This is a genomic window from Shewanella acanthi (assembly GCF_019457475.1).
Lineage (GTDB): Bacteria > Pseudomonadota > Gammaproteobacteria > Enterobacterales > Shewanellaceae > Shewanella > Shewanella acanthi.
Genome location: NZ_CP080413.1, coordinates 3,102,170 through 3,125,481, shown reverse-complemented (window position 1 = coordinate 3,125,481; position 23,312 = coordinate 3,102,170). Strand labels below are relative to the sequence as shown.

Sequence of the window (23,312 nt, the reverse complement as noted above, 5' to 3'; positions counted from 1 at the left end):
CTAAGGGTCATCATCGACATGATAGTAAAATATGCTATCTTGAAGCCTACTTTCGTGCCAGCTTATAGACTGATAAGTGTATGCAAAATTCATCGAATCAAACAGTAAAGAATAAAGGTATCTATTTATTACCAAACCTTTTTACCACAGCGGGACTGTTTTCCGGTTTCTATGCGGCAATTGCTTCGATGAATGGCAATTTTGAGGCAGCAGCCATTGCGATTTTTGTCGCGATGATCTGCGATGGTCTTGATGGTAGGGTCGCAAGGCTGACAAATACCCAAAGTGATTTTGGCGCTGAGTACGACAGTATGTCAGATATGGTGTCCTTTGGGATGGCGCCAGCATTACTGGCCTATAACTGGGCGCTCGCGGATCTGGGGAAAGTAGGATGGTTAGCTGCATTTATCTATTGTGCGGGGGCAGCGCTTAGACTTGCACGTTTTAATACCCAAGTAGGCGTTGCCGACAAGCGGTATTTTCAAGGTTTAGCCAGTCCCGCTGCTGCAGCCATTATTGCGGGTAGCATTTGGCTTGGTAATCAATATAGCCTCGATGGTAAGAACATTAGCTGGATAGCTGGTTTTATTACTGCAATTACCGGTCTATTGATGGTGAGCAATTTTCGTTATCACTCATTTAAAGAAATCGACTGGCGCGGTAAGGTCAATTTCATGGCTATCCTTTTCGTTGTTGGTATCTTCGTGGTTGTTTCAGTTCAACCTGCACTTATCCTGTGCATCGGTTTTTATCTTTACGCTATTTCTGGTCCCATTATTACTATCCGCCAAGTGAAAAAATTAAAGATGGCTCATATTGTGGGTGACCACGAATCTGTTAGTGACCATGATGTAAATGATGATTCGGAAAATGCATTAGAGGTTGAAGTAAAAGTTGAAGCTAGTGCAATAAATGAAGAGCCCAATCAAAACAAAGTTGATGGCCTAGCGCAACAAGAGAACAGTAAGAACCAATAGCTATCTATATATAGGATGATGAACTGCTCAAGGCCTTTGTGATACTTGCAAATAAGTATTAACTCAGCGGCTATCTTTAATCACCATTATCTCTAATCGGCGTGCGCAAAATACTTCTTCTTTTATATAGAAAAGTAGTAAAAGTTTCGCTTTTAAGATTATTCAATCTATAGAATTCTGGGCAAACTCAAATTACCTGTGCCAAGCTTACCAACCCGCGATGACCGAATTTGTACATTTAATATCCTTTTTAATGGTTTTTGATGGATATTTGTTCGCTTAATCGGTTTTGTGAAAAATACCCTTGCACAAAAGTTTTCGCTGCCTATAATGCGCATCCACTGACACGGCAGAGCGCGAAAGCAAACGCTGATTCAGCTTGAATCGAACAGCTTTTGAGCGAACGATTCAAGTGCGAAAAGAAGTTGAAAAAAACTCCTTGACGCGAAATGGGAAATGCGTAGAATACGCAGCCCTGACCCGCTGAGCGGTAACGCGAAAGCTGAAGGTCAAATGCTCTTTAACAATCTAAACAAGAAATCTGTGTGGACACTCACAGGTGTTGAGTTAATCGAAATTACTCTGCCGTTTGGCGAGTAATCAAAGAATTAAATCAATGAATGAGTGTTCATAGCAATATGTACAGTTTGTTTTGACTTTCGAGTCGAAGCAGCAAATCAGAATTCATTGAGTCGTTTAACGCGAGTTAAACAAAAAACTTTTAATTGAAGAGTTTGATCATGGCTCAGATTGAACGCTGGCGGCAGGCCTAACACATGCAAGTCGAGCGGCAGCACAAGGGAACTTGTTCCTGAGGTGGCGAGCGGCGGACGGGTGAGTAATGCCTAGGGATCTGCCCAGTCGTGGGGGATAACAGTTGGAAACGACTGCTAATACCGCATACGCCCTACGGGGGAAAGGAGGGGACCTTCGGGCCTTCCGCGATTGGATGAACCTAGGTGGGATTAGCTAGTTGGTGAGGTAATGGCTCACCAAGGCGACGATCCCTAGCTGTTCTGAGAGGATGATCAGCCACACTGGGACTGAGACACGGCCCAGACTCCTACGGGAGGCAGCAGTGGGGAATATTGCACAATGGGGGAAACCCTGATGCAGCCATGCCGCGTGTGTGAAGAAGGCCTTCGGGTTGTAAAGCACTTTCAGTAGGGAGGAAAGGTTGTAAGTTAATACCTTGCAGCTGTGACGTTACCTACAGAAGAAGGACCGGCTAACTCCGTGCCAGCAGCCGCGGTAATACGGAGGGTCCAAGCGTTAATCGGAATTACTGGGCGTAAAGCGTGCGCAGGCGGTTGATTAAGCGAGATGTGAAAGCCCCGGGCTCAACCTGGGAATTGCATTTCGAACTGGTCGACTAGAGTCTTGTAGAGGGGGGTAGAATTCCAGGTGTAGCGGTGAAATGCGTAGAGATCTGGAGGAATACCGGTGGCGAAGGCGGCCCCCTGGACAAAGACTGACGCTCAGGCACGAAAGCGTGGGGAGCAAACAGGATTAGATACCCTGGTAGTCCACGCCGTAAACGATGTCTACTCGGAGTTTGGTGTCTTGAACACTGGGCTCTCAAGCTAACGCATTAAGTAGACCGCCTGGGGAGTACGGCCGCAAGGTTAAAACTCAAATGAATTGACGGGGGCCCGCACAAGCGGTGGAGCATGTGGTTTAATTCGATGCAACGCGAAGAACCTTACCTACTCTTGACATCCAGAGAATTCGCTAGAGATAGCTTAGTGCCTTCGGGAACTCTGAGACAGGTGCTGCATGGCTGTCGTCAGCTCGTGTTGTGAAATGTTGGGTTAAGTCCCGCAACGAGCGCAACCCCTATCCTTATTTGCCAGCGCGTAATGGCGGGAACTCTAGGGAGACTGCCGGTGATAAACCGGAGGAAGGTGGGGACGACGTCAAGTCATCATGGCCCTTACGAGTAGGGCTACACACGTGCTACAATGGCGAGTACAGAGGGTTGCAAAGCCGCGAGGTGGAGCTAATCTCACAAAGCTCGTCGTAGTCCGGATTGGAGTCTGCAACTCGACTCCATGAAGTCGGAATCGCTAGTAATCGTGAATCAGAATGTCACGGTGAATACGTTCCCGGGCCTTGTACACACCGCCCGTCACACCATGGGAGTGGGCTGCAAAAGAAGTGGGTAGCTTAACCTTCGGGAGGGCGCTCACCACTTTGTGGTTCATGACTGGGGTGAAGTCGTAACAAGGTAGCCCTAGGGGAACCTGGGGCTGGATCACCTCCTTACCTATACGACTAACTCGATGTTTGTTGAGTGTTCACACAGATGGCTTGTTGAACTTCTCGAAAGAGAAGGGAGAGCGAAATGCACCGCGAGCCGGTAAGCATTGTTCTTTAACAATTTGGAAAGCTGATAGTAATTAATGCAGCAAAGTCTGTTGCTGTGTTAATACAAAAAATTGAGTTCTTAAAACACTTTTTAAGTGTCTTGAATATTCAAGTCTAAGGCGAGTCCATCTTCTTGGTCGAAGATGAGACAAGTAAAACCAGCTGGTCGCAACGACCTAGGTGAGTGAAACTCATTTGGGTTGTATGGTTAAGCGACTAAGCGTATACGGTGGATGCCTTGGCAGTCAGAGGCGATGAAGGACGTAGTAACTTGCGAAAAGCGTTGGCGAGCTAGTAACAAGCATTTGAGCTAACGATGTCCGAATGGGGGAACCCAGCAGCATAAGCTGTTATCACTACATGAATACATAGTGTAGTGAGGCGAACGAGGGGAACTGAAACATCTAAGTACCCTTAGGAAAAGAAATCAACCGAGATTCCCCTAGTAGCGGCGAGCGAACGGGGATTAGCCCTTAAGTCAGAGGGGTGTTAGTGGAATGGTCTGGAAAGTCCAGCGGCACAGGGTGATAGCCCCGTACACGAAAACTAACCTTTGATGAAATCGAGTAAGGCGGGACACGTGATATCCTGTTTGAATATGGGGGGACCATCCTCCAAGGCTAAATACTCCTGACTGACCGATAGTGAACCAGTACCGTGAGGGAAAGGCGAAAAGAACCCCTGTGAGGGGAGTGAAATAGAACCTGAAACCGTATACGTACAAGCAGTGGGAGCGGTTCTTGAGACCGTGACTGCGTACCTTTTGTATAATGGGTCAGCGACTTACGTTTTGTAGCGAGGTTAAGCGAATAGCGGAGCCGTAGGGAAACCGAGTGTTAACTGCGCGTTTAGTTGCAAGGCGTAGACCCGAAACCCGGTGATCTAGCCATGGGCAGGTTGAAGGTTGAGTAACATCAACTGGAGGACCGAACCGACTAATGTTGAAAAATTAGCGGATGACTTGTGGCTGGGGGTGAAAGGCCAATCAAACCGGGAGATATCTGGTTCTCCTCGAAAGCTATTTAGGTAGCGCCTCGGACGAACACCTTTGGGGGTAGAGCACTGTTAAGGCTAGGGGGTCATCCCGACTTACCAACCCTTTGCAAACTCCGAATACCAAAGAGTGCTATCCGGGAGACAGACGGCGGGTGCTAACGTCCGTCGTCAAAAGGGAAACAACCCAGACCGTCAGCTAAGGTCCCAAAGTGTATGTTAAGTGGGAAACGATGTGGGAAGGCTTAGACAGCTAGGATGTTGGCTTAGAAGCAGCCATCATTTAAAGAAAGCGTAATAGCTCACTAGTCGAGTCGGCCTGCGCGGAAGATGTAACGGGGCTAAACATACCACCGAAGCTACGGGTGCAATCCATTAGGGTTGCGCGGTAGAGGAGCGTTCTGTAAGCCGTTGAAGGTGAAGGGGTAACCCACGCTGGAGGTATCAGAAGTGCGAATGCTGACATGAGTAACGATAAAGGGGGTGAAAAACCCCCTCGCCGAAAGACCAAGGGTTCCTGTCCAACGTTAATCGGGGCAGGGTGAGTCGACCCCTAAGGCGAGGCCGAAAGGCGTAGTCGATGGGAAACAGATTAATATTTCTGTACTTCCGCTAACTGCGATGGAGAGACGGAGAAGGCTAGGCTAGCGCGGCGTTGGTAGTCCGCGTTTAAGGTGGTAGGTGGGTGACTTAGGCAAATCCGGGTCACTATACACTGAGAGCTGATGACGAGGTCCTACGGGACTGAAGTAGTTGATGCCATGCTTCCAGGAAAATCTTCTAAGCTTCAGGTTAGCGGGAATCGTACCCCAAACCGACACAGGTGGTCGGGTAGAGAATACCAAGGCGCTTGAGAGAACTCGGCTGAAGGAACTAGGCAAAATGGTACCGTAACTTCGGGAGAAGGTACGCTGCTGTTGGTGATGGGACTTGCTCCCTAAGCTGACGGCAGTCGCAGATACCAGGTGGCTGCAACTGTTTATCAAAAACACAGCACTGTGCAAAATCGCAAGATGACGTATACGGTGTGACGCCTGCCCGGTGCCGGAAGGTTAATTGATTGGGTTATCGCAAGAGAAGCTCATGATCGAAGCCCCGGTAAACGGCGGCCGTAACTATAACGGTCCTAAGGTAGCGAAATTCCTTGTCGGGTAAGTTCCGACCTGCACGAATGGCGTAATGATGGCCACGCTGTCTCCAGCCGAGACTCAGTGAAGTTGAAATTGCGGTGAAGATGCCGTATACCCGCGGCTAGACGGAAAGACCCCGTGAACCTTTACTATAGCTTGGCACTGAACATTGACCCTACATGTGTAGGATAGGTGGGAGACTTTGAAGCGGGAACGCTAGTTCTCGTGGAGTCGTCCTTGAAATACCACCCTTGTAGTGTTGATGTTCTAACTCTGGCCCCTTATCGGGGTTGAGGACAGTGCCTGGTGGGTAGTTTGACTGGGGCGGTCTCCTCCCAAAGAGTAACGGAGGAGCACGAAGGTTGGCTAAGTACGGTCGGACATCGTACGGTTAGTGCAATGGCATAAGCCAGCTTAACTGCGAGACAGACACGTCGAGCAGGTACGAAAGTAGGTCATAGTGATCCGGTGGTTCTGAATGGAAGGGCCATCGCTCAACGGATAAAAGGTACTCCGGGGATAACAGGCTGATACCGCCCAAGAGTTCATATCGACGGCGGTGTTTGGCACCTCGATGTCGGCTCATCACATCCTGGGGCTGAAGTCGGTCCCAAGGGTATGGCTGTTCGCCATTTAAAGTGGTACGCGAGCTGGGTTCAGAACGTCGTGAGACAGTTCGGTCCCTATCTGCCGTGGGCGTTGGATGATTGAGGGGAGTTGCTCCTAGTACGAGAGGACCGGAGTGAACGAACCGCTGGTGTTCGGGTTGTCATGCCAATGGCATTGCCCGGTAGCTATGTTCGGAATCGATAACCGCTGAAAGCATCTAAGCGGGAAGCGAGCCCCAAGATGAGTCATCCCTTGGACTTTAAGTCCACTAAAGAGCCGTTCGAGACTAGGACGTTGATAGGTCAGGTGTGTAAGCGTTGTGAGGCGTTGAGCTAACTGATACTAATGACTCGAGAGGCTTAACCATACAACCCAGATGGGTTTTACTAAGCGTGCTTAGATAGAATACAAACACTTAAGAAGTGACTCAAACCAGCTTTCCGAATTAACTGGAATAAAAATTTATCAATTACATCCATGTAGTTGACCCTAACGGGCCGCGCTAAAGCGCGTTAAAAATTGTTCCAGACAATTTTTTGCTTGGTGACAATAGCATTGTGGTCCCACCTGATCCCATCCCGAACTCAGAAGTGAAACGCAATCGCGCCGATGGTAGTGTGGGGTCTCCCCATGTGAGAGTAGGTCATCGCCAAGCGCCTAATTTTCTCGTAAAGAGAGCGGAAATCCCCAACACTGTGTGTTGGGGATTTTTTCGTTTATTCGCTTTGTAATACTCATTCGACCATGGGGAATATAAAGAGTCCGGACGCAGTGAGGTTCCGACCATGTGATAGGTCGATAAATGTTCCTTCTATATCGACACTTCCGCCATCCATGGTGGTCGTAGGGTGAAGTTCTTGTGCTCAACAAACGAAGTTTATGGCAAGGGCTGTATAAATTCGTTCCTGACGTTTTATGAATTCACCACATTCATGTGGCTCAACGCGACGAACACGTTCGAAGTTGACCATGCCAAGTACCGAATTTGATTTCACTTTTAAAAGTGAAGACAAATCGTCTCGTAAAGAGAGCGAAAAGCCAGCTGAATAAGCTGGCTTTTTTGTTTTCAATTTCAACAGTCTATTCTTTAAAAGACTTCTCTAAGTACTGCTTTCTTTAATTATCGCTTCCTATGCAATGTTAATAGAGAGCGACTTATTCCTCCGTTATCTTCATTCTTCAACACCTATAACATCATTCCTCTAAATGGCTGCTTGCTCTAAATACTGCAGCGTACTGTATTGAGGCTTCTTTGATTTTTGTTCCTATAGAATAAATCGTTAAATATAAAGTTTGTTCTCTTTGTGTGCTCGTTTAATGGAGATTTTGAACCTTATTGTTAGTCCATTTTTGCTTTTGGTTGCATCTTGGTTTGTATGTTTATCCCGTCCTCAATCCTCAACAAATATCTCTACTTTGGAGTTTCATTAACGAATATTCATTTTATCGCTCATTAACTAAGGATCTATCAGGTACTTGTTGCTGATTTTGTGTAAATTGGTCTTACCAATTTACATTCGTAGGTTGAGTTTGTTATCAATAGAAATGTTGTGTAGTTGTAAAATTAATACTTGATATGAGTTGAGAGGTGAAGGAGGTTCTGACGTGAAAGGGGAGATAACACAACAGCTTTTAGATGCTGTTGGCATCATGTTATTGGGTATGGGGCTGGTCTATTTATTTTTAAGTGTATTGATATTAGGTGTACATCTGGTTGCTAAGTGGTGCCGCGAAGAGCCCAAAGCAGCTGAGTCGTTAAAGGCGAAGGATGCGAACTCAACCGGACGTGCAAACACTTTAGATCCTAAATTGGTGGCTGCGATCAGCTTAGCCGTCCAGCAGTATCGTTCTCAGGCTAAATAATGGAGCGCCATATGAACCGAGTAAATTCGATTGTGGCGTCTAAGCCATTACAGTTAACCGATGTCGTCTTGAGGGATGCACATCAGTCTATTTTAGCGACGCGTTTACGCATCGATGACATGCTTCCGATTGCACCTTTGCTTGATAAAGTCGGTTTTTGGTCGCTCGAGTCTTGGGGCGGAGCGACCTTCGATGCCTGCATCCGTTATTTGGGGGAGGATCCTTGGGATAGGATCCGAGAGCTGAAAAAGTTGATGCCCAATACGCCTCAACAAATGTTACTCCGCGGACAAAATCTATTGGGTTATCGCCATTATGCCGATGATTTAGTGACGCGTTTTGTCGAGCGTGCCCATACCAATGGTGTCGATGTGTTCCGTATCTTTGATGCGATGAATGATGTGCGTAACCTCGAGATGGCGGTAAAGGCGGTGCGTGACGTCGGTGGGCACGCGCAGGGCACAATTTCTTATACGACGAGCCCTGTTCATACGGTGGATACTTGGGTCGATATGGCAAAACGTCTTGAGGACATGGGCTGCCATTCGTTGTGCATTAAAGATATGGCGGGTCTACTCAAGCCGATGGAAGCCTTTGAGCTTATCAGTCGCTTAAAATCACAAACTCAACTCATGCTCTCATTGCATTGCCACGCCACCACTGGACTAAGTACGGCTACCTATCAAAAGGCGATTGAGGCGGGAATCGATGTGCTCGATACTGCCATTTCCTCCATGAGCCAAACCTATGGTCATACTGCAACTGAAACTGTGGTTGCTATGGTGGCGGAGACTGAGCGTGAAACTCACTATGACCTTACCTTACTTGAAGATATTGCTGCTTATTTCCGTAAGGTGCGTAAAAAGTACGCCAAGTTTGAAGGGGCATTAAAAGGTATCGATTCGCGCATTCTTCGTGCTCAAGTGCCCGGTGGCATGTTGACCAATATGGAGAGTCAGCTCAAAGAACAAGGCGCGGCTGACAAGCTCGATGCTGTGCTGGAGGAGATCCCTCGGGTACGTCAGGATTTAGGTTTTCTGCCTTTGGTTACGCCAACCTCGCAGATTGTCGGTTCACAGGCGGTTATCAATGTACTGATGGGGCAAAGATATCAATCGTTGACGAAAGAAACTGAAGGGGTGTTAAGGGGCGAATATGGCGCCACTCCAGCCCCGGTTAATCCCAAGTTGCAGGCTCGAGTGCTTAACGGCGCGGCGGCGATAACCTGCCGTCCTGCTGATTTACTTTCACCAGAGCTTGAGAAGTTGCGTGCGGAGTTATTATCAAAGGCGCAGGACCAAGGGATTAGTCTCGTCACTGAGAGTAAGGAAAAGTCTCTGGACGATGATTTACTCATCTATGCGCTTTTCCCGCAGATTGGCTTACAGTTTTTAAAACACCGTCACGATCCAACCGCCTTTGAGCCTAAACCTGAACTTGCATCAGTGTCGTCTGCTACGCCGCGTGAGGCCGAAACCTATACCGTCACGGTTGAGGGGCAAACTTATGTGGTTGAAGTTGCCGAGGGTGGCGAAATCAGTCAAATCCAAGCTCAAGGGCAAGCCGCACAGCAGCTTGGTCAAGCAAATCCTTCTCAGCCGAGCGCTGCGCCAGTGCTTCAAACCAGTGAATTGAAACTTAAGATGAGCGCGCCCCTATCGGGCAATATCTTCAAAGTGCATGTCGGTATTGGTGACAAGGTGTGCGCCGGCGATGTCGTTATTATCCTAGAGGCCATGAAAATGGAGACCGAAATCCGCGCACAGGGGGATGGCATTATAACCCATCTCTTTGTGAAAGAGGGGGATTCGGTAGCCGTGGGTTCTCAATTACTGGCCTTAGCTTAGGAGTCATTATGGATGGTTTACTGGCTTTCTGGGCCGAAACGGGCATAGCCCATTTTACTGCAGGGCAGGCCTTGATGATGGCTGTAGGCGCCGTGTTGTTATACCTTGCGATAGTGCGTGGCTTCGAGCCCCTACTGCTGCTACCCATTGGTTTTGGCGCCGTGCTGGCGAATATTCCCAACGCGGGTTTTACCGATGAGGGCGGCATGCTGTATTACGCCTACCATGTTGGGATTGAAACTGGGGTGTTTCCGCTGCTGATCTTTATGGGGGTCGGAGCGCTGACAGATTTTAGTGCGCTGATTGCCAATCCAAAGACCTTGCTACTCGGTGCAGCGGCGCAGTTTGGGATTTTTGCGACCTTAATTGGGGCGATAGCGCTGAATCTGGTGCCAGGTTTTGAATTTACCATGCAGGATGCCGCAGCCATTGCCATTATCGGTGGCGCGGATGGACCTACGGCGATTTTCCTTGCCTCTAAGCTTGCGCCTGAGTTGTTGGGAGCGATTGCTGTGGCGGCCTATTCCTATATGGCGCTAGTGCCGATTATCCAGCCGCCCATCATGCGTTTACTCACGACCCAAGCTGAGCGTGAGATAAAGATGGAGCAGCTCAGGGAGGTGAGTAAAAAGGAGAAGATTATTTTCCCGTTGATGGTATTGGGCTTAACGATTTTATTTTTACCCGCAGCGACTCCTCTGGTTGGCATGTTTTGCCTTGGCAACCTAATGCGTGAGTCGGGTGTGGTCGATAGATTATCGAAAACGGCGCAAAACGAGCTGATTAATATCGTTACCATTTTCTTAGGCTTAGCCGTTGGTTCTAAACTTTCTGCGGAGCAGTTCTTGCGCGTCGAAACTTTAGGGATTTTGGTTTTGGGCGCGTTGGCGTTTGGGATTGGTACCGCTGCAGGGGTGCTGATGGCAAAACTGATGTGCAAATTAACTGGCGGTAAAGTCAATCCATTAATTGGCGCGGCGGGCGTATCTGCAGTGCCAATGGCGGCAAGGGTGGTCAATAAAGTTGGGTTAGAGGCTAATCACCATAACTTTTTGCTGATGCACGCCATGGGGCCAAATGTCGCTGGGGTATTAGGCTCAGCGGTTGCTGCGGGGATTTTACTGGCAGTGCTTGGCTAAGTTGCGAGTTTGGAGGCGAAAGTACTGCCTATTGTTAACCAATAGGCTTTTAAGCCGTTATCCACAGGAGCAGCATAAGCAGCAAAATCAATGTGCTGCTGATGGCTATGATGTAGATAAAGCCACGTTTTCCTTGGGCCAGTGATAAACCATTGGCTTTTAAAAACAGTATCCACAGTAAGCAAAGGATAAGTGGTAATAAAAACAGTTTAGTCATGATTCATTCTACTTTTGGTAAATAAGTAAAGAGTTTAACAGCTTGTTTAGCCGAAAGTCATGGATGTTTCATGCGCAATAAGTGAAATACGGATAATAAAAAAGACCGCATCTAAGCGGTCTTTTTTATTGGATAATTCTTTATTGATTGATTAATTATCGGCAACCGCAGCTGTTTGAGTCTCGTTGCTGTAAAACTGCTCAACATCAAGCTCATTTTCAGATTTGCCAATCACTACGGCGGTCATCATGTCGCCTGTGACGTTGGTCGCGGTGCGGATCATATCGATAATACGGTCGATGGCGGCAATAAAGGCGATACCTTCAAGGGGTAAACCAATCACGCCTAAAGTGACGGTTAACATCACCATAGCGCTGCCAGGCACGCCGGCAGTACCAACGGAGGCCACAGTGGCTGTAACGGCAATCATCACATAATCTAAGGTATCGAGTGGAATACCGTAAATTTGTGCGATAAAAATCGCGGCAATTGCAGGGTAGATACCACCACAGCCATCCATGTTCATGGTTGCACCGAGCGGCATAACGAAGGCGCTATAACGCTTTGAAACACCCATGGTTTCAACCGCTCTGGTACTGGCAGGCAGGGTGCCGAAACTTGAAGAGGTACTAAAAGCCACTAATTGCGCAGGCATAGCCTTACGGAAAAATTGCACAGGGCTTAAACCCGCGGCAAATTTAACTAGTCCGCCGTAGACAAAAATCATATGAATAAGGGCGGCAATATAGATAGCGGCGATAAACTTACCTAGAGGTAATAGGGTCGATAAACCATATTCACCCACTACCCAAGCCATTAAACCAAATACGCCGATTGGAGTAAGTTTAAGCACCATGCGTGTCAGTTGGAACATGACTTCTGCACCCGCTTCTATTGTTCGTTTTAGTGGCTCGGCTTTCTCGCCAACCTTGTTGATGGCTATCCCGACTAATGCAGCAAATACGATGATCTGCAGCACTTTTCCATCCGCTAGGGCGGCAAAAGGATTCACTGGGATCATATCTAGCAGCACCTGCGCAAAACCTGGAATATTGCGCTCACGCACTTCCGTGGTGGCCAGTTGCATTGTGCCGCCCATATCGATAAGTGAGCCAACAGCTAAACCAATCAGAGAGGCGACTGTGCCTGTCAGCATAAACATGCTTAAGGTCTTAAGACTTAAGCGTTTGAGATTTGTTTGAGAGCCTAGCGAGGTAATGCTGACCACAATCGCACAGAAGACCAGTGGCGCAACCAGCATCTTAATGGCGCTGATAAACAAATCGCCAAGGGGTTTAAGCACTGTAGCAGTTTCGCCTAAAAGTACGCCAACGAGTGCACCTAAAATAAAGCCTGCGAGGACTTTTTGCCAAAAAGGAATGCGGCTAATGGTTTGAAGGATCATGCGTTTTCCAAAAAAATATCATTACAAGCCCATGGACCTGTGATGCTAGTATGAATATCCACTTGAAGTGAATGAACTTATATCATGCGGCGAGTCAGGTACAGGACATTTTTTGCCATTAAAGGCATTGTATCGGCTGTGATAGGGTTATAACAAACCGATTTTCTTATAACTTATTGTGATAAATGAGTTTGTTGTGAAATGGTTAGTCGCTACATCCTATTAACGCGGTAGTGGTTTTCTGAACTAGAGAGTGAAAGAGTAGTAATTTCATAGAGTAAGCTTTTATGCCTGAATTAAGTACGATGTTTTTGGGTGCTTTTTTAGCCGCTACTTTGTTACCGGGAGGATCAGAAGTTTTACTGATTGCGTTGCTGAATAAAGCGCCGCAAGCTTGGGTCGCATTAGTGGCGGTAGCCTGTGTGGGCAATACCTTAGGGGCGATGACGAGTTTTTATTTAGGGCGTATTGGCCGGTTTGCAAAGTCCCCCGAGACCCTTAGTGAGGAAAAACAGGCCAAAGCTTTAGCCCTTATTGAGCGTTACGGTGTTTGGTCGTTATTGTTGTCGTGGGCGCCAGTGATTGGCGATCTATTATGTTTATTGGCGGGATGGTTAAAGCTTAGGGCACTCCCCGCATTAGTGATGATTTTGATCGGTAAAACTCTGCGTTACCTTATCGTGGCGGCCGCGACATTGCATTGGTTTAGTTAGTTTTTAAACGTGTTGTTCGGTTAAAGGATGATAACGCTGCAAAGGAAGTCCTTGTATTACTTGGAACTTTGCAGGGAGTAATGAGTCAGAACTCATTATTGATACTGAGCATTCTACAGGGGCTAATTTTTTAGCCTATTGATGTATAAGGGGAATACCTTGAAAAAATGGATATTAGCGGTCGCGATTTCCGCCGCACTTGCAGGTTGTGCCAGCCAAACCTCAACTCAATTACCCGCGGGCGTAAAGTTAATTGAAAATGTGCAACTGAAGGACTCTCAAGTCGGTATTCCCTATAAAAAATACCAGCTTGCTAATGGTCTGACGGTTATTTTGCATCAAGATAATTCCGATCCCTTAGTGCACGTCGATGTGACTTATCACGTCGGCTCGGCCCGTGAGCTTGCTGGTCGTTCAGGATTTGCCCACTTATTCGAACATATGATGTTCCAAGGTTCTGAGCATGTCGCCGATGAGCAACATTTCGAGGTAGTCACCGAGGCAGGTGGGACCCTTAATGGCTCTACCAACACCGATAGAACCAACTATTTCGAAACAGTCCCAAGTAATCAACTGGAGAAGATTTTGTGGTTAGAGTCCGACAGAATGGGCTTCTTCCTACCTGCTTTGACCAGTCAGAAATTTGAAGTACAGCGTGAGACGGTTAAAAACGAACGGGCACAACGCATCGATAATCAACCCTATGGCCGAATGGGAGAACGTTTCAACCAAGCATTTTATCCCGTCGGGCATCCTTATTCGTGGCCGGTTATCGGTTGGCCTGAGGATTTGAATCGCGCCACTGTTGATGATGTTAAGCATTTTTTCCAACGCTGGTATGGGCCTAACAATGCCACTATCACTATCGGTGGCGATTTTGATGAAATGCAAACCTTAGCTTGGGTGAATAAATACTTTGGTGAAATTCCAAGGGGCCCAGAAGTCTTAGCCGAAGCAAAAAATCTAGTCACTCTCGATCAAACCCGTTATTTATCGATGGAAGATAATGTCCATTTACCGCTTATTCGAATAGGGTTTCCAACGGTTTATGCCAGTCACCCCGATGAAGCGGCACTCGATTTACTCGCCAATATTCTGGGTGGCGGTAAAACCTCACTACTTTATAAAAATTTAGTGAAAGATGGATATGCGGTACAAGCCAGTGTGAGTCAGCCTTGCCAAGAGCTCGCTTGTCAAATGTCTATCTATGCCCTCGCGAATCCCGAAAAAGGTGCGACGCTAGCTGAACTTGAGCAGCGTATCTTGGATTCTATCAATGAGTTTGAACAACGGGGCGTAACCGATGATGACCTACAAAAGGTAAAGGTGCAGTTTGAGGCCGATACTATTTTTAGTTTGCAAAGTGTCAAAGGCAAAGTCTCCACACTGGCTTTGAATCAAACCATGTTTGGTGAGCCTAACCGAATAGCTGTCGACCTTGCTCGCTATGCTAATGTCACTAAAGATGATGTCATGCGGGTATTTAAGAAATACATCAAAGACAAACACAGAGTGGTAATGAGTGTGGTCCCAAGGGGGATGTCATCCCTAATCGCCCATGAGGATAATTTCACGCCAGAAATGTTACCCGTTGCGCAAACCGCGGTTGAAGGTGAATTGTCTGATGCAAAACTCGTGTCTAACTTTGACCGTAATGTGATGCCTGTTTCTGCCGCAGCACCTTTGCCTAAAGTGCCTGATATCTGGACTAAAACCTTAGCCAATGGCATTGAGGTGATGGGGACGCAAAGTAAAGAAACCCCAACTGTTGAGTTAGTAGTGTATTTAAACGGAGGTCACCGTTTAGTTCCTGTAGAAAAAGCGGGGCTTGCCAGTTTAACGGCTGAAATGCTCAACGAGTCGACTCAACAGCGCAGTACTGAGCAATTATCTCAGGCGCTTGAAATGCTGGGTAGCACGATCGATTTCAGTGCTTCGGATACGCAAAGTCGGATTAAAGTTTCGGCGCTCACAGAGCATCTCGATGAAACCTTGGCAATTTTGGAGGAAAAACTTTTCCAGCCTGCCTTTAATGAGGCCGACTTTTTGCGTGTAAAACAACAGCATTTACAGCAAATTCAGCATATGTTGTCAGATCCTGGCTTTATTGCCGATTCAGCCCTGTCCAGTTTGCTCTATGGCCGTAACAATTCAGCGGGTGTAAGTGATATGGGGACAATGGCCACTGTATCTGCATTAACCCTTGATGACGTTAAAGCCTTTTATGCGCAGCAGTATCGCAGCGGTAATGCCAAAATCATTAGCGTCGCGGATTTACCTGAATCCAAACTGTTGCCCAAATTGTCGGGCCTAAGCAAGTGGAAAGGCGAAGCAACGCAGTTGCCGCCATTGCAATCACTTCCTGCGATTAAAGGGGGCACTATTTATCTTATCGATAAACCCGGAGCGGCTCAGTCGGTGATTAATATTGCGGCTAGAGCTTTACCTTTTGATGCCACAGGGAATTACTTTAAATCTACCCTAATGAACTATCCCTTAGGTGGCGCGTTCAACAGTCGAATAAATCTTAACCTGCGCGAGGACAAGGGTTATACCTATGGTGCGCGCACTTCATTTTCGGGGGGCGCAGAGCTTGGAGATTTTTCTGCATCGAGCGATGTCAGAACCGATGTTACCGCAAAAGCGTTGGCCGAGTTGATTAAGGAAATTAAGCAATATCAGCAGCAGGGGATGACGGATGCGGAGCTCAATTTTATGCGTAATTCCATTTCCCAAGGTCAGGCGTTAGATTACGAAACTCCTTACCAGAAAGCGGGCTTTATGCGGATCATTCAGCGATATCAATTAAGCCAAGATTTTACCGCGCAGCAGGATAAAATCATCAATACTATCACTAAGGATGAACTCAATGCGTTGGCATCTTCGGTGCTGGATATTGACCGTATGATCATCTTAGTGGTTGGGGATAAAGCAAAAATTGAGACTGATTTAGTAAATTTAGGCTATCCAGTTGAAACCTTAGTATTGTAAATTAGCTTTTTGACCCTATATAGATGTCAGACATGTTCTTTGCCTTAATCGCAAGGTGTAGGACGAAAAATTAAGATTGTAAGACGGTGACGGCATTAGCTGTCACCGTCTGCGTTTTATCCTAGCATAATGTATATAGTGCTTGCTCCATTAGCAGTTGTAGATTTATTTTGAGGCCTATTCTTTTGGATATGCTTCAAAATAAAGGGGCGACTGTTAACCCTATCGCGATAGCGAATCACCAATCAGAGAAGCGTAAATTGAAGTCATTCAATGAATTAGTGCAACATTTCTCGGACGCTCAAGGGCGTACCGCCGTTTTAGGTATGTTACGTGGAATTGAGCGCGAAGCGCTGCGTATCGATGAGTCAGGTTATTTGGCCCTTGATGGACACCCAGTTGAATTGGGATCAGCGTTAATGCATTCACGTATCACAACCGACTACAGTGAAGCTCTGCTTGAATTTATTACGCCAGTTAATAATAAGATTGATGCGTTGCTACAAGGGCTAAATGAAACCCATGCCTTTAGTATTCGTCACCTTAATGGTCAGCGTCTGTGGCCAGTCAGCATGCCCTGCTATGTTAAAGATGAGCAAAATATTCCCGTTGCCCGTTATGGCAGTTCTAATACGGGGATGATGAAAACCCTGTATCGTAAGGGGTTAACCCATAGATATGGCGCGCTAATGCAGATTATCTCAGGGGTGCATTTTAATTTTTCAGTATCACAAGAACTCTGGCAAAAGTTGTACGAACTGAGTGATAAAAGCCTAAGCCTGAATGATTTTATCTCCGACTCTTACTTTGGACTTATTCGTAACTATCGCCGTTTAGTCTGGGTGCTGCCCTATCTGTTTGGGGCGTCGCCAGCGCTGTGTAGTTCGTTTATCAAAGGGCAAAAGACCGATCTTCATTTTGAAAAAACGGGCAATGGTACATTGTTCCTGCCCTATGCAACTTCACTTCGAATGAGTGATTTAGGTTATACCAATAAAGAACAAGAGAGTCTTAACATCAGCTACAACTCTCTGCCTGAGTATTTAACCGGCGTGAAGGCTGCGATTAAGATGCCATCGGCTAACTTTGCCAATATTGGGGTAAAAGTTGATGGTGAGTATCGCCAGCTCAACGCTAATGTGCTGCAAATTGAAAACGAATTCTATTCCCCCATCCGTGCGAAACGTGTGACTCGAAGTGGCGAAAAACCATCGGAAGCCCTAGCGCGAGCTGGCGTGGAATATATTGAAGTGCGGGCGTTAGATGTTAACCCATTCAGCCCCATTGGGATTAACGCTGATCAAGTGCGTTTCTTAGACTTGTTCTTGCTTTACTGTTTATTTACTCCATCGCCTAAAACCGATGTGACGGAAGAGACTCGACTCAGTGCTAATTTAAAATCCGTGGTGCTCGAAGGGCGTAAACCCGGACTTGAGCTACAAACCGCTTCTGGCACTGTACCACTGAAAACCTTGTTAACGAGCCTTTTCGAAGACTTAAGCAAACTAGCGGTATTATTGGATAACAGTAACAACGATTATCAGCAAACCTTAGCGCATTGGTTTGCTGCAGTCGAAAATCCTGAGAAGACGCTATCGGCTCAAGTGCTGCAACAGATTATTGCTCATGGTCAGGACCACGGTAATTGGGTGATGTCGTTATCTAAAGAGTATTATCAATACTTTATGGGCTATCCGCTGAGCGAAGAGACTTTGGCTGAATACCAACGCGAGGCGACACAGTCACTCGATAAACAGGCTAAATTGGAGGCCGAGCAAAGCTCAGTTTCCTTTGATGATTTCCTTGAAGAGTATTTCGCCGCAAAATCCTAACAATCCGAGGGGGAGGAATGAAAGCACTCAGTTTTGCAGTCAGTCTTTTGGGTATGGGTGTGCTACTCAGTGGTTGCTCGTCCTCCCCCGAGGAAGATATCAGTTGCGGCACGGTATCGGGTTATTTACAGCCTGATGCCAGTACCCACTGGTATCGTGTCGTGGTAACCCATTTGGACGGTAAGCCCGTGGTATCAAAACCTAACTATCAATTAACCCCCGGTGAATATGAGTTTACCGTGGCCGAGTTGATTGATGATCCCACCCTTGGGGTATCGTTAAGCGCTCGCATTCCCAAAACCTTCAAATTACAGGTACAAGGTCATGAGCGGTATCACATTGGCGCTCAGTTCCACACCGACAAACGCTATATGGGCAAGGATACTAACTACTGGGAACCTGGCGTATGGTTACAGGAAGCCCATGAATGTCAGTTTGAGTTAAGTCCCGAAACCAAATAGGCCGATTTTGCACTTGAGGATGTAGTTCACTGAATTCAACATCGGATAGCGGGCTCGCTCACAAAACAGGATTTACTCTTTGTCACTTGCTTGGAGTATGCGATGATATTTGGGTCGTTATACTAGGGAGAACAAGCAATTAATGAAATGGCTTTCGGTGATACTGCTAAGTACATCCTTAGGATTACTCTATGGTTGTGCGACTTCCCCGCCTAAATCCCCCGAAAATATTTGCGATATTTTTCAAGAACACCGCTCATGGTATGCGGCCGCTAAGGATGCCCGCGATAAGTGGGGGGTGCCAGTGCATGTGCCTATAGCCATGATGTATCAAGAGAGCTCTTTTAAGCATAATGCCGCTCCTCCTATGGAATACTTTTTGGGCTTTATCCCCATTGGGCGCGCCAGTGATGCCTATGGGTATGCCCAAGCTAAAACCATGACTTGGGATGATTATGTGCGAGAGACGGGCAATAGCTGGTCGTCCCGCAGTAACTTTGATGACGCCATGGATTTTATGGGCTGGTTTATCTATAAAACTAACAAAATTAATGGTGTATCTAAGTGGGATGCGAGAGCACAGTACCTTAATTACCATGAAGGTTGGGGCGGTTATCGTCGTGGCAGTTACAAGTCTAAAAAATGGCTAGTGAAAGTTGCGGCTAAGGTGGATGACAGATCAAAACGCTATGCCGCCCAATATAAGACATGTCAAAAGGACTTAGACTCCTCTTGGTTATGGCGGCTGTTTTTTGGCTGACGCGGTGCCTTGGAAATTTTAGGCAGAAATAAAAGGGGATCTTAGCGATCCCCTAATTGTTTGGCTTCATCTTTGAAACCGATATTGAGCAGATTATTGAGTAGCTATATTAGGCTTTATCAAACTCAGCCAGAATCCAAGCCAGTGGCGCTTGATATTGGCTTGGCATCCACTCTTTAAGCGCTTCAATACTCTCGATTAACACTTCACGATTGAGCACAGACAGGTTCAAGTGGCCAACCTTACGGCCTGGACGCACTTCTTTGTTGTACCAATAAAGCTCGGCGTTAGGCAGGCTTAACCAGCGTGGGTCGTTTTCGATACCAATCAGATTCACCATCACGCATTGGAAGTTAACCTGAGGCTGCGGAATTACGATATCACACAATGCACGCAGGTGCAGCTGGAACTGATCCATGTGGGTGCCAGCTTGCGTCCAATGACCAGAGTTGTGAACCCTCGGTGCTAACTCATTGACCAGTAGATTATCGCCAACACGGAAGCACTCCATCGCCATTACGCCAACATATTCCAGTTCATGCATAATGGCACTGAGCATGCCTTCAGCCTGAGATTGCAAGTGGCTCAAGCGGGACAGCGGTGAAATCGATGCCATCAAAATACCGTCTTGATGAAGATTCAGTGTTAATGGATAAAACACACATTTGCCTTCACGGGTGCGTACGCCCACAAGAGACACTTCTTCATCAAAATTAATAGCTTGTTCAGCAATGGCTAGATTACGCCAATCACTTGGGATTTCGCCAGCTTCGGCTTGTTTTAGCCAATGTTGACCTTTGCCATCGTAGCCGCCGGTGCGGCGCTTCATTAATACGCGCGGACCGAAATCTTGATACAGTTTTTCAACCTGAGTTTGGTCGTCAACTAATGTCCAAGGTGCGGTTGGTACTTGGATTTGGTCGAGTAAGCTTTTTTGGGTGTAGCGGTCGGCCAGACGGCCAAATACTGGACCATTAACAAAGTGCGGGTGAGTACTGAGTTGTAAACTTAAGGCCGATTCTGGCCACTGTTCACGTTCGGCGGTGATGATGTCATGCGGTGCGAGGGGCAGAATATCATCGGTTGGTGTCATAATATCTACGGTACGAACATCGATTGCGAGCGGTTCACCCGCATGGGTGAGCATGGCTCCTAGTTGGCCGTTACCTAATACCCAAACTTTAGGTTTTGTATTTGATGGAGTCATTAGGCTTCCCTCGGGTCCGGATTTTCCAGAACGGCGCGGGTTTGTTCTTCCCTAAAGGCTTCAAGGCGTGTCGCTAATTCGGCGTCGTTATTGGCGAGAATTTGACAGGCTAAAAGACCCGCGTTAAAGGCTCCTGCAGTACCAATGGCGAGTGTGCCAACCGCAATGCCCTTTGGCATTTGAACGATAGATAGCAAGCTGTCCATGCCAGATAACGCTTTGCTCTGAACGGGTACACCTAAAACAGGTAAGCGAGTTTTTGAAGCAATCATGCCGGGTAAATGTGCTGCACCACCCGCACCACCAATAATAATTTTAAAACCACGGTCAGCGGCAGAGGCTGCAAACTCCATCAGTTTATCTGGTGTTCTGTGGGCTGAAACCACTTCAACATGATAAGGCACTTGTAGTTTATCCATGATCTCAGCAGCGGCTTCCATTGTCGGCCAATCGCTCTTCGAACCCATAACAACAGCAACAAGGGCTTGCATGATAACTCCTTAACTCACTAATTTTAGTTATATATTGGCCATGTATCTGGCCTGGGTACAGTCGATGCTCGGATAAGCTTTTAGGGGCTTGGCATCATGGCGCAGAATAATAGCATGATAAAGGAGGATTTCTGACGCTTTTTGCATGCCAAAATGCGTCTTTAGGGCGGATAGAGTGTTCATGGTTTAAGACTAAATGATGCAGATTGTCCGGCTTCTGAGGTGTTTTTTATTAAGGTATTGGCGATTAATGCTCGGAGAGTATTTCTGGGTTTGCTGGTGGCGCCTCGGTAAGCGCCTCCCTTAATGTGGGATAAAACTTAAGTACACCCTCAATAGGTTGGATTTTTGCCCTTGCTAAGGTGCGAATCGGTTGGAACTGCAGATCGGCTACAATTAACTTAGTGTGGTTCTTTTTACATCGGTCAATCAGCTTGTTAAGTGCCGCAAGGCCTCCTGCATCCAAAATTGATACCCCATCGAGGTAAAGCACTATTACCTGTTTATCTTGAGTCATGCTCGCAATTTCGGCAAAAATTCGCTCGGCTGCGGCAAAAAACAGTGGGCCATTGATTTTGATAACCACCCAATCCTCAGGTAACACTTGGTCGACATAGCGTTTATTGCTGCTGATGTCATAGAGTTTGGTCATCTCGGCAATTTCCTTCATAAATAACAATGCAGAAAGAATGATGCCTGCACTAATGGCAATCACCATGTCGAAAATGACGGTGAGTGAAAAACAGCTGAAAAACACTAACACATCGCTGACGGGGGCGGTTTTGACTAAATGCAGCGCCTTAGGCGCTTCGCTCATGTTCCACGCCACGACCAGTAATAGCGCAGCCATCGCTGACATGGGGAGATAGGCTAGTATGTTAGCGAGTGCAACTAGGGCTATTAATACCACCAGTGCGTGGGTCATCGCCGCGATAGGGCTTTGTGCGCCGGCTTTGACATTGGCAGCGCTCCTTGCAATGGCGGCGGTAGCGGGAATACCGCCAAAAAAGGGGGTGATGATATTGCCAATACCTTGACCTAAAAGCTCGCTATTGGCGCTATGGCGTTTACCTGTCATACCATCGAGAACGACTGCACACAGCAGGGATTCGATAGCCCCAAGCATGGCAATGGCAAAGGCTGCGGGGAGTAGGGCTTGGAAGGTGACAAGGTTAAATACAAAGGGCTGGTTGTTAGCACCTGTCTGCAACCAAGGCCAGTCGAAATGGGGAAACTGGGAGGGAATTCCTGAGGCAATGCTACCGTCAAGTAGGGTGTAGTGAAAGCGAGTCCCTATTGTTTCTATGTCAGCGCCCACGGCATTGAGCATTAATGCTAAAACACTGCCGATAGCAATTGCTGGCAAGTGTGCGGGCACTGGAATTTTTAATTTTGGCCACAGTAGCATAACGCTCAAGGTTATCGCAGCGACCAGTAGGCTAGGAAAAGATAACGAAGGCAGTGCTTGAGCGAGTGCCATGAGTTTACTGAAGTATTGCTCCGGCATGTGTTCTATCTTCAGGCCAAAGAAGTCCTTTAACTGTAGCGTGGCTATTACGACACCAATCCCTGCCGTAAAGCCTAAGGTAACAGATTCAGGGATATATAAAATCAAACGGCCGAGGCGCAGCATCGCCATGGCAACCAGTATGATTCCCGACATTATGGTGGCGAGTAGTAGCCCTGCAAGACCAAATTGTTGCGCTATAGGGTACAGGAGTACGACAAAGGCAGCGGTTGGGCCTGATACGCTATAGCGTGACCCGCCTGTCATCGCGATAATAAACCCTGCAACTATTGCGGTATATAATCCATGCTGTGGTGCCACACCGCTGGCGATAGCGAGCGCCATTGCAAGGGGAATCGCAATGATTCCTACGGTTATTCCTGCCAGTACATCTTGGCCTAAGCGTGTCAGGGTGTAGCGTTCCTGTGCGCAGGCATCGCTCAGGGCGTGGGCAATTCGTAATGAAAATAAATGAGGTGAGTGTGACACAAGCTAATCCATTGCCTGCTATAGATAAATTGATTGTAGTCAGTTATCTGAACAATCGTTGTGATACAAGTGGCAAAGGACTGTGATTCATCTAGGTGATCAAGCTGAACGACACAGATTCATGGGGATAAAGGTTTCACTTGAGTCTACCTGTTGCATTGGGTTGATTATACTAAGCTAAGGCAATTAGCGGATTTATGTTGCTTTAACTCGCACGCGCTAGAATCGGAGTTTCAAGCGGGGGATGTTCAAAGCTCGCAACGTCAATATGGCTGGTTTTATACAGCGAGTACCACATTCGATATACAGGGTTA

Annotated in this window: 15 protein-coding genes and 3 rRNA genes; 13 read left to right on the top strand and 5 right to left on the bottom strand. The window is 47.1% G+C overall.

The annotated features are described in order from the left end of the window. Positions 1 to 80: 80 nt before the first annotated feature. From pssA to K0H61_RS13385, 8 genes are all read left to right on the top strand, one after another. Positions 81 to 977 (top strand): CDP-diacylglycerol--serine O-phosphatidyltransferase, encoded by an 897-nt coding sequence (gene pssA / locus K0H61_RS13420; RefSeq protein ID WP_258405950.1) that lies wholly within the window; start codon positions 81 to 83, stop codon positions 975 to 977. Positions 978 to 1,433: 456 nt separating this feature from the next. Then, positions 1,434 to 1,577 carry a hypothetical protein gene (locus K0H61_RS13415; protein ID WP_213160140.1) on the top strand — a complete coding sequence of 48 codons (144 nt, stop codon included), beginning with the start codon at positions 1,434 to 1,436 and terminating at the stop codon, positions 1,575 to 1,577. Between the two features lie 122 nt (positions 1,578 to 1,699). Beyond that, positions 1,700 to 3,242, top strand: a 16S ribosomal RNA gene (locus K0H61_RS13410). 308 nt (positions 3,243 to 3,550) lie between these two features. Continuing rightward, a 23S ribosomal RNA gene (locus K0H61_RS13405) occupies positions 3,551 to 6,443 on the top strand. Between the two features lie 172 nt (positions 6,444 to 6,615). After that, positions 6,616 to 6,731: ribosomal RNA gene (gene rrf / locus K0H61_RS13400) — 5S ribosomal RNA — on the top strand. Together the 16S, 23S and 5S rRNA genes form the textbook arrangement of a ribosomal RNA operon. A 995-nt stretch (positions 6,732 to 7,726) precedes the next feature. Next, positions 7,727 to 7,939: an OadG family protein gene (locus K0H61_RS13395; protein WP_434086621.1), complete on the top strand. Its 213-nt coding sequence runs from the start codon at positions 7,727 to 7,729 to the stop codon at positions 7,937 to 7,939. An 11-nt stretch (positions 7,940 to 7,950) separates the two neighbouring features. After that, positions 7,951 to 9,786, top strand: a complete 1,836-nt coding sequence (gene oadA, locus K0H61_RS13390) for a sodium-extruding oxaloacetate decarboxylase subunit alpha (protein ID WP_220049886.1) — start codon at positions 7,951 to 7,953, stop codon at positions 9,784 to 9,786. An 8-nt stretch (positions 9,787 to 9,794) separates the two neighbouring features. Next, positions 9,795 to 10,925, top strand: a complete 1,131-nt coding sequence (locus K0H61_RS13385; protein ID WP_220049885.1) for a sodium ion-translocating decarboxylase subunit beta — start codon at positions 9,795 to 9,797, stop codon at positions 10,923 to 10,925. Positions 10,926 to 10,974: 49 nt separating this feature from the next. Here the strand turns inward: K0H61_RS13385 and K0H61_RS13380 are convergent, their stop codons facing one another. Both K0H61_RS13380 and K0H61_RS13375 read right to left on the bottom strand, forming a co-directional pair. Further along, on the bottom strand, positions 10,975 to 11,142 hold the full coding sequence (locus K0H61_RS13380) for a hypothetical protein (RefSeq protein WP_220049884.1): 168 nt from the start codon (positions 11,140 to 11,142) through the stop codon (positions 10,975 to 10,977). Between the two features lie 151 nt (positions 11,143 to 11,293). Beyond that, the gene (locus tag K0H61_RS13375) at positions 11,294 to 12,547 is read right to left on the bottom strand and encodes a dicarboxylate/amino acid:cation symporter (protein WP_220049883.1); all 1,254 of its coding nucleotides are present in this window, start codon (positions 12,545 to 12,547) and stop codon (positions 11,294 to 11,296) included. A 287-nt stretch (positions 12,548 to 12,834) separates the two neighbouring features. Between K0H61_RS13375 and K0H61_RS13370 the strand changes: the two genes are divergently transcribed. From K0H61_RS13370 to K0H61_RS13350, 5 genes are all read left to right on the top strand, one after another. Then, the gene (locus tag K0H61_RS13370) at positions 12,835 to 13,260 is read left to right on the top strand and encodes a YqaA family protein (protein ID WP_220049882.1); all 426 of its coding nucleotides are present in this window, start codon (positions 12,835 to 12,837) and stop codon (positions 13,258 to 13,260) included. A 141-nt stretch (positions 13,261 to 13,401) separates the two neighbouring features. Beyond that, on the top strand, positions 13,402 to 16,251 hold the full coding sequence (locus tag K0H61_RS13365) for a M16 family metallopeptidase (protein WP_220049881.1): 2,850 nt from the start codon (positions 13,402 to 13,404) through the stop codon (positions 16,249 to 16,251). A gap of 191 nt (positions 16,252 to 16,442) precedes the next feature. Beyond that, the gene (gshA, locus tag K0H61_RS13360) at positions 16,443 to 18,083 is read left to right on the top strand and encodes a glutamate--cysteine ligase (protein WP_220052714.1); all 1,641 of its coding nucleotides are present in this window, start codon (positions 16,443 to 16,445) and stop codon (positions 18,081 to 18,083) included. 17 nt (positions 18,084 to 18,100) lie between these two features. Further along, positions 18,101 to 18,544, top strand: coding sequence for a hypothetical protein (locus tag K0H61_RS13355; protein WP_220049880.1), 444 nt, complete (start codon positions 18,101 to 18,103; stop codon positions 18,542 to 18,544). 142 nt (positions 18,545 to 18,686) lie between these two features. Beyond that, positions 18,687 to 19,304, top strand: a complete 618-nt coding sequence (locus K0H61_RS13350) for a transglycosylase SLT domain-containing protein (RefSeq protein ID WP_220049879.1) — start codon at positions 18,687 to 18,689, stop codon at positions 19,302 to 19,304. Between the two features lie 109 nt (positions 19,305 to 19,413). On the opposite strand, the gene purK is transcribed toward K0H61_RS13350, so the two are convergent. The 3 genes from purK to dauA all read right to left on the bottom strand — a co-directional run bounded on the left by purK (position 19,414) and on the right by dauA (position 22,998). After that, a complete protein-coding gene (gene purK / locus K0H61_RS13345) occupies positions 19,414 to 20,511 on the bottom strand; it encodes a 5-(carboxyamino)imidazole ribonucleotide synthase (protein ID WP_220049878.1) in 1,098 nt (365 codons plus the stop codon). Beyond that, positions 20,511 to 21,002: a 5-(carboxyamino)imidazole ribonucleotide mutase gene (gene purE / locus K0H61_RS13340; protein WP_220049877.1), complete on the bottom strand. Its 492-nt coding sequence runs from the start codon at positions 21,000 to 21,002 to the stop codon at positions 20,511 to 20,513. The genes purK and purE overlap by 1 nt, the downstream gene beginning before the upstream one ends. A 247-nt stretch (positions 21,003 to 21,249) precedes the next feature. After that, positions 21,250 to 22,998: a C4-dicarboxylic acid transporter DauA gene (dauA, locus tag K0H61_RS13335; protein ID WP_220049875.1), complete on the bottom strand. Its 1,749-nt coding sequence runs from the start codon at positions 22,996 to 22,998 to the stop codon at positions 21,250 to 21,252. Between the last annotated feature and the right edge of the window lie 314 nt (positions 22,999 to 23,312).

What these genes read in the sequence shown, in the direction of transcription:
- pssA (WP_258405950.1), top strand. Translation starts at nt 81, where the DNA reads ATGCAAAATTCATCGAATCAAACAGTAAAGAATAAAGGTATCTATTTA.
- K0H61_RS13415 (WP_213160140.1), top strand. Translation starts at nt 1,434, where the DNA reads ATGCGTAGAATACGCAGCCCTGACCCGCTGAGCGGTAACGCGAAAGCT.
- K0H61_RS13395 (WP_434086621.1), top strand. Translation starts at nt 7,727, where the DNA reads ATGTTATTGGGTATGGGGCTGGTCTATTTATTTTTAAGTGTATTGATA.
- oadA (WP_220049886.1), top strand. Translation starts at nt 7,951, where the DNA reads ATGAACCGAGTAAATTCGATTGTGGCGTCTAAGCCATTACAGTTAACC.
- K0H61_RS13385 (WP_220049885.1), top strand. Translation starts at nt 9,795, where the DNA reads ATGGATGGTTTACTGGCTTTCTGGGCCGAAACGGGCATAGCCCATTTT.
- K0H61_RS13380 (WP_220049884.1), bottom strand. Translation starts at nt 11,142, where the DNA reads ATGACTAAACTGTTTTTATTACCACTTATCCTTTGCTTACTGTGGATA.
- K0H61_RS13375 (WP_220049883.1), bottom strand. Translation starts at nt 12,547, where the DNA reads ATGATCCTTCAAACCATTAGCCGCATTCCTTTTTGGCAAAAAGTCCTC.
- K0H61_RS13370 (WP_220049882.1), top strand. Translation starts at nt 12,835, where the DNA reads ATGCCTGAATTAAGTACGATGTTTTTGGGTGCTTTTTTAGCCGCTACT.
- K0H61_RS13365 (WP_220049881.1), top strand. Translation starts at nt 13,402, where the DNA reads ATGTATAAGGGGAATACCTTGAAAAAATGGATATTAGCGGTCGCGATT.
- gshA (WP_220052714.1), top strand. Translation starts at nt 16,443, where the DNA reads ATGCTTCAAAATAAAGGGGCGACTGTTAACCCTATCGCGATAGCGAAT.
- K0H61_RS13355 (WP_220049880.1), top strand. Translation starts at nt 18,101, where the DNA reads ATGAAAGCACTCAGTTTTGCAGTCAGTCTTTTGGGTATGGGTGTGCTA.
- K0H61_RS13350 (WP_220049879.1), top strand. Translation starts at nt 18,687, where the DNA reads ATGAAATGGCTTTCGGTGATACTGCTAAGTACATCCTTAGGATTACTC.
- purK (WP_220049878.1), bottom strand. Translation starts at nt 20,511, where the DNA reads ATGACTCCATCAAATACAAAACCTAAAGTTTGGGTATTAGGTAACGGC.
- purE (WP_220049877.1), bottom strand. Translation starts at nt 21,002, where the DNA reads ATGCAAGCCCTTGTTGCTGTTGTTATGGGTTCGAAGAGCGATTGGCCG.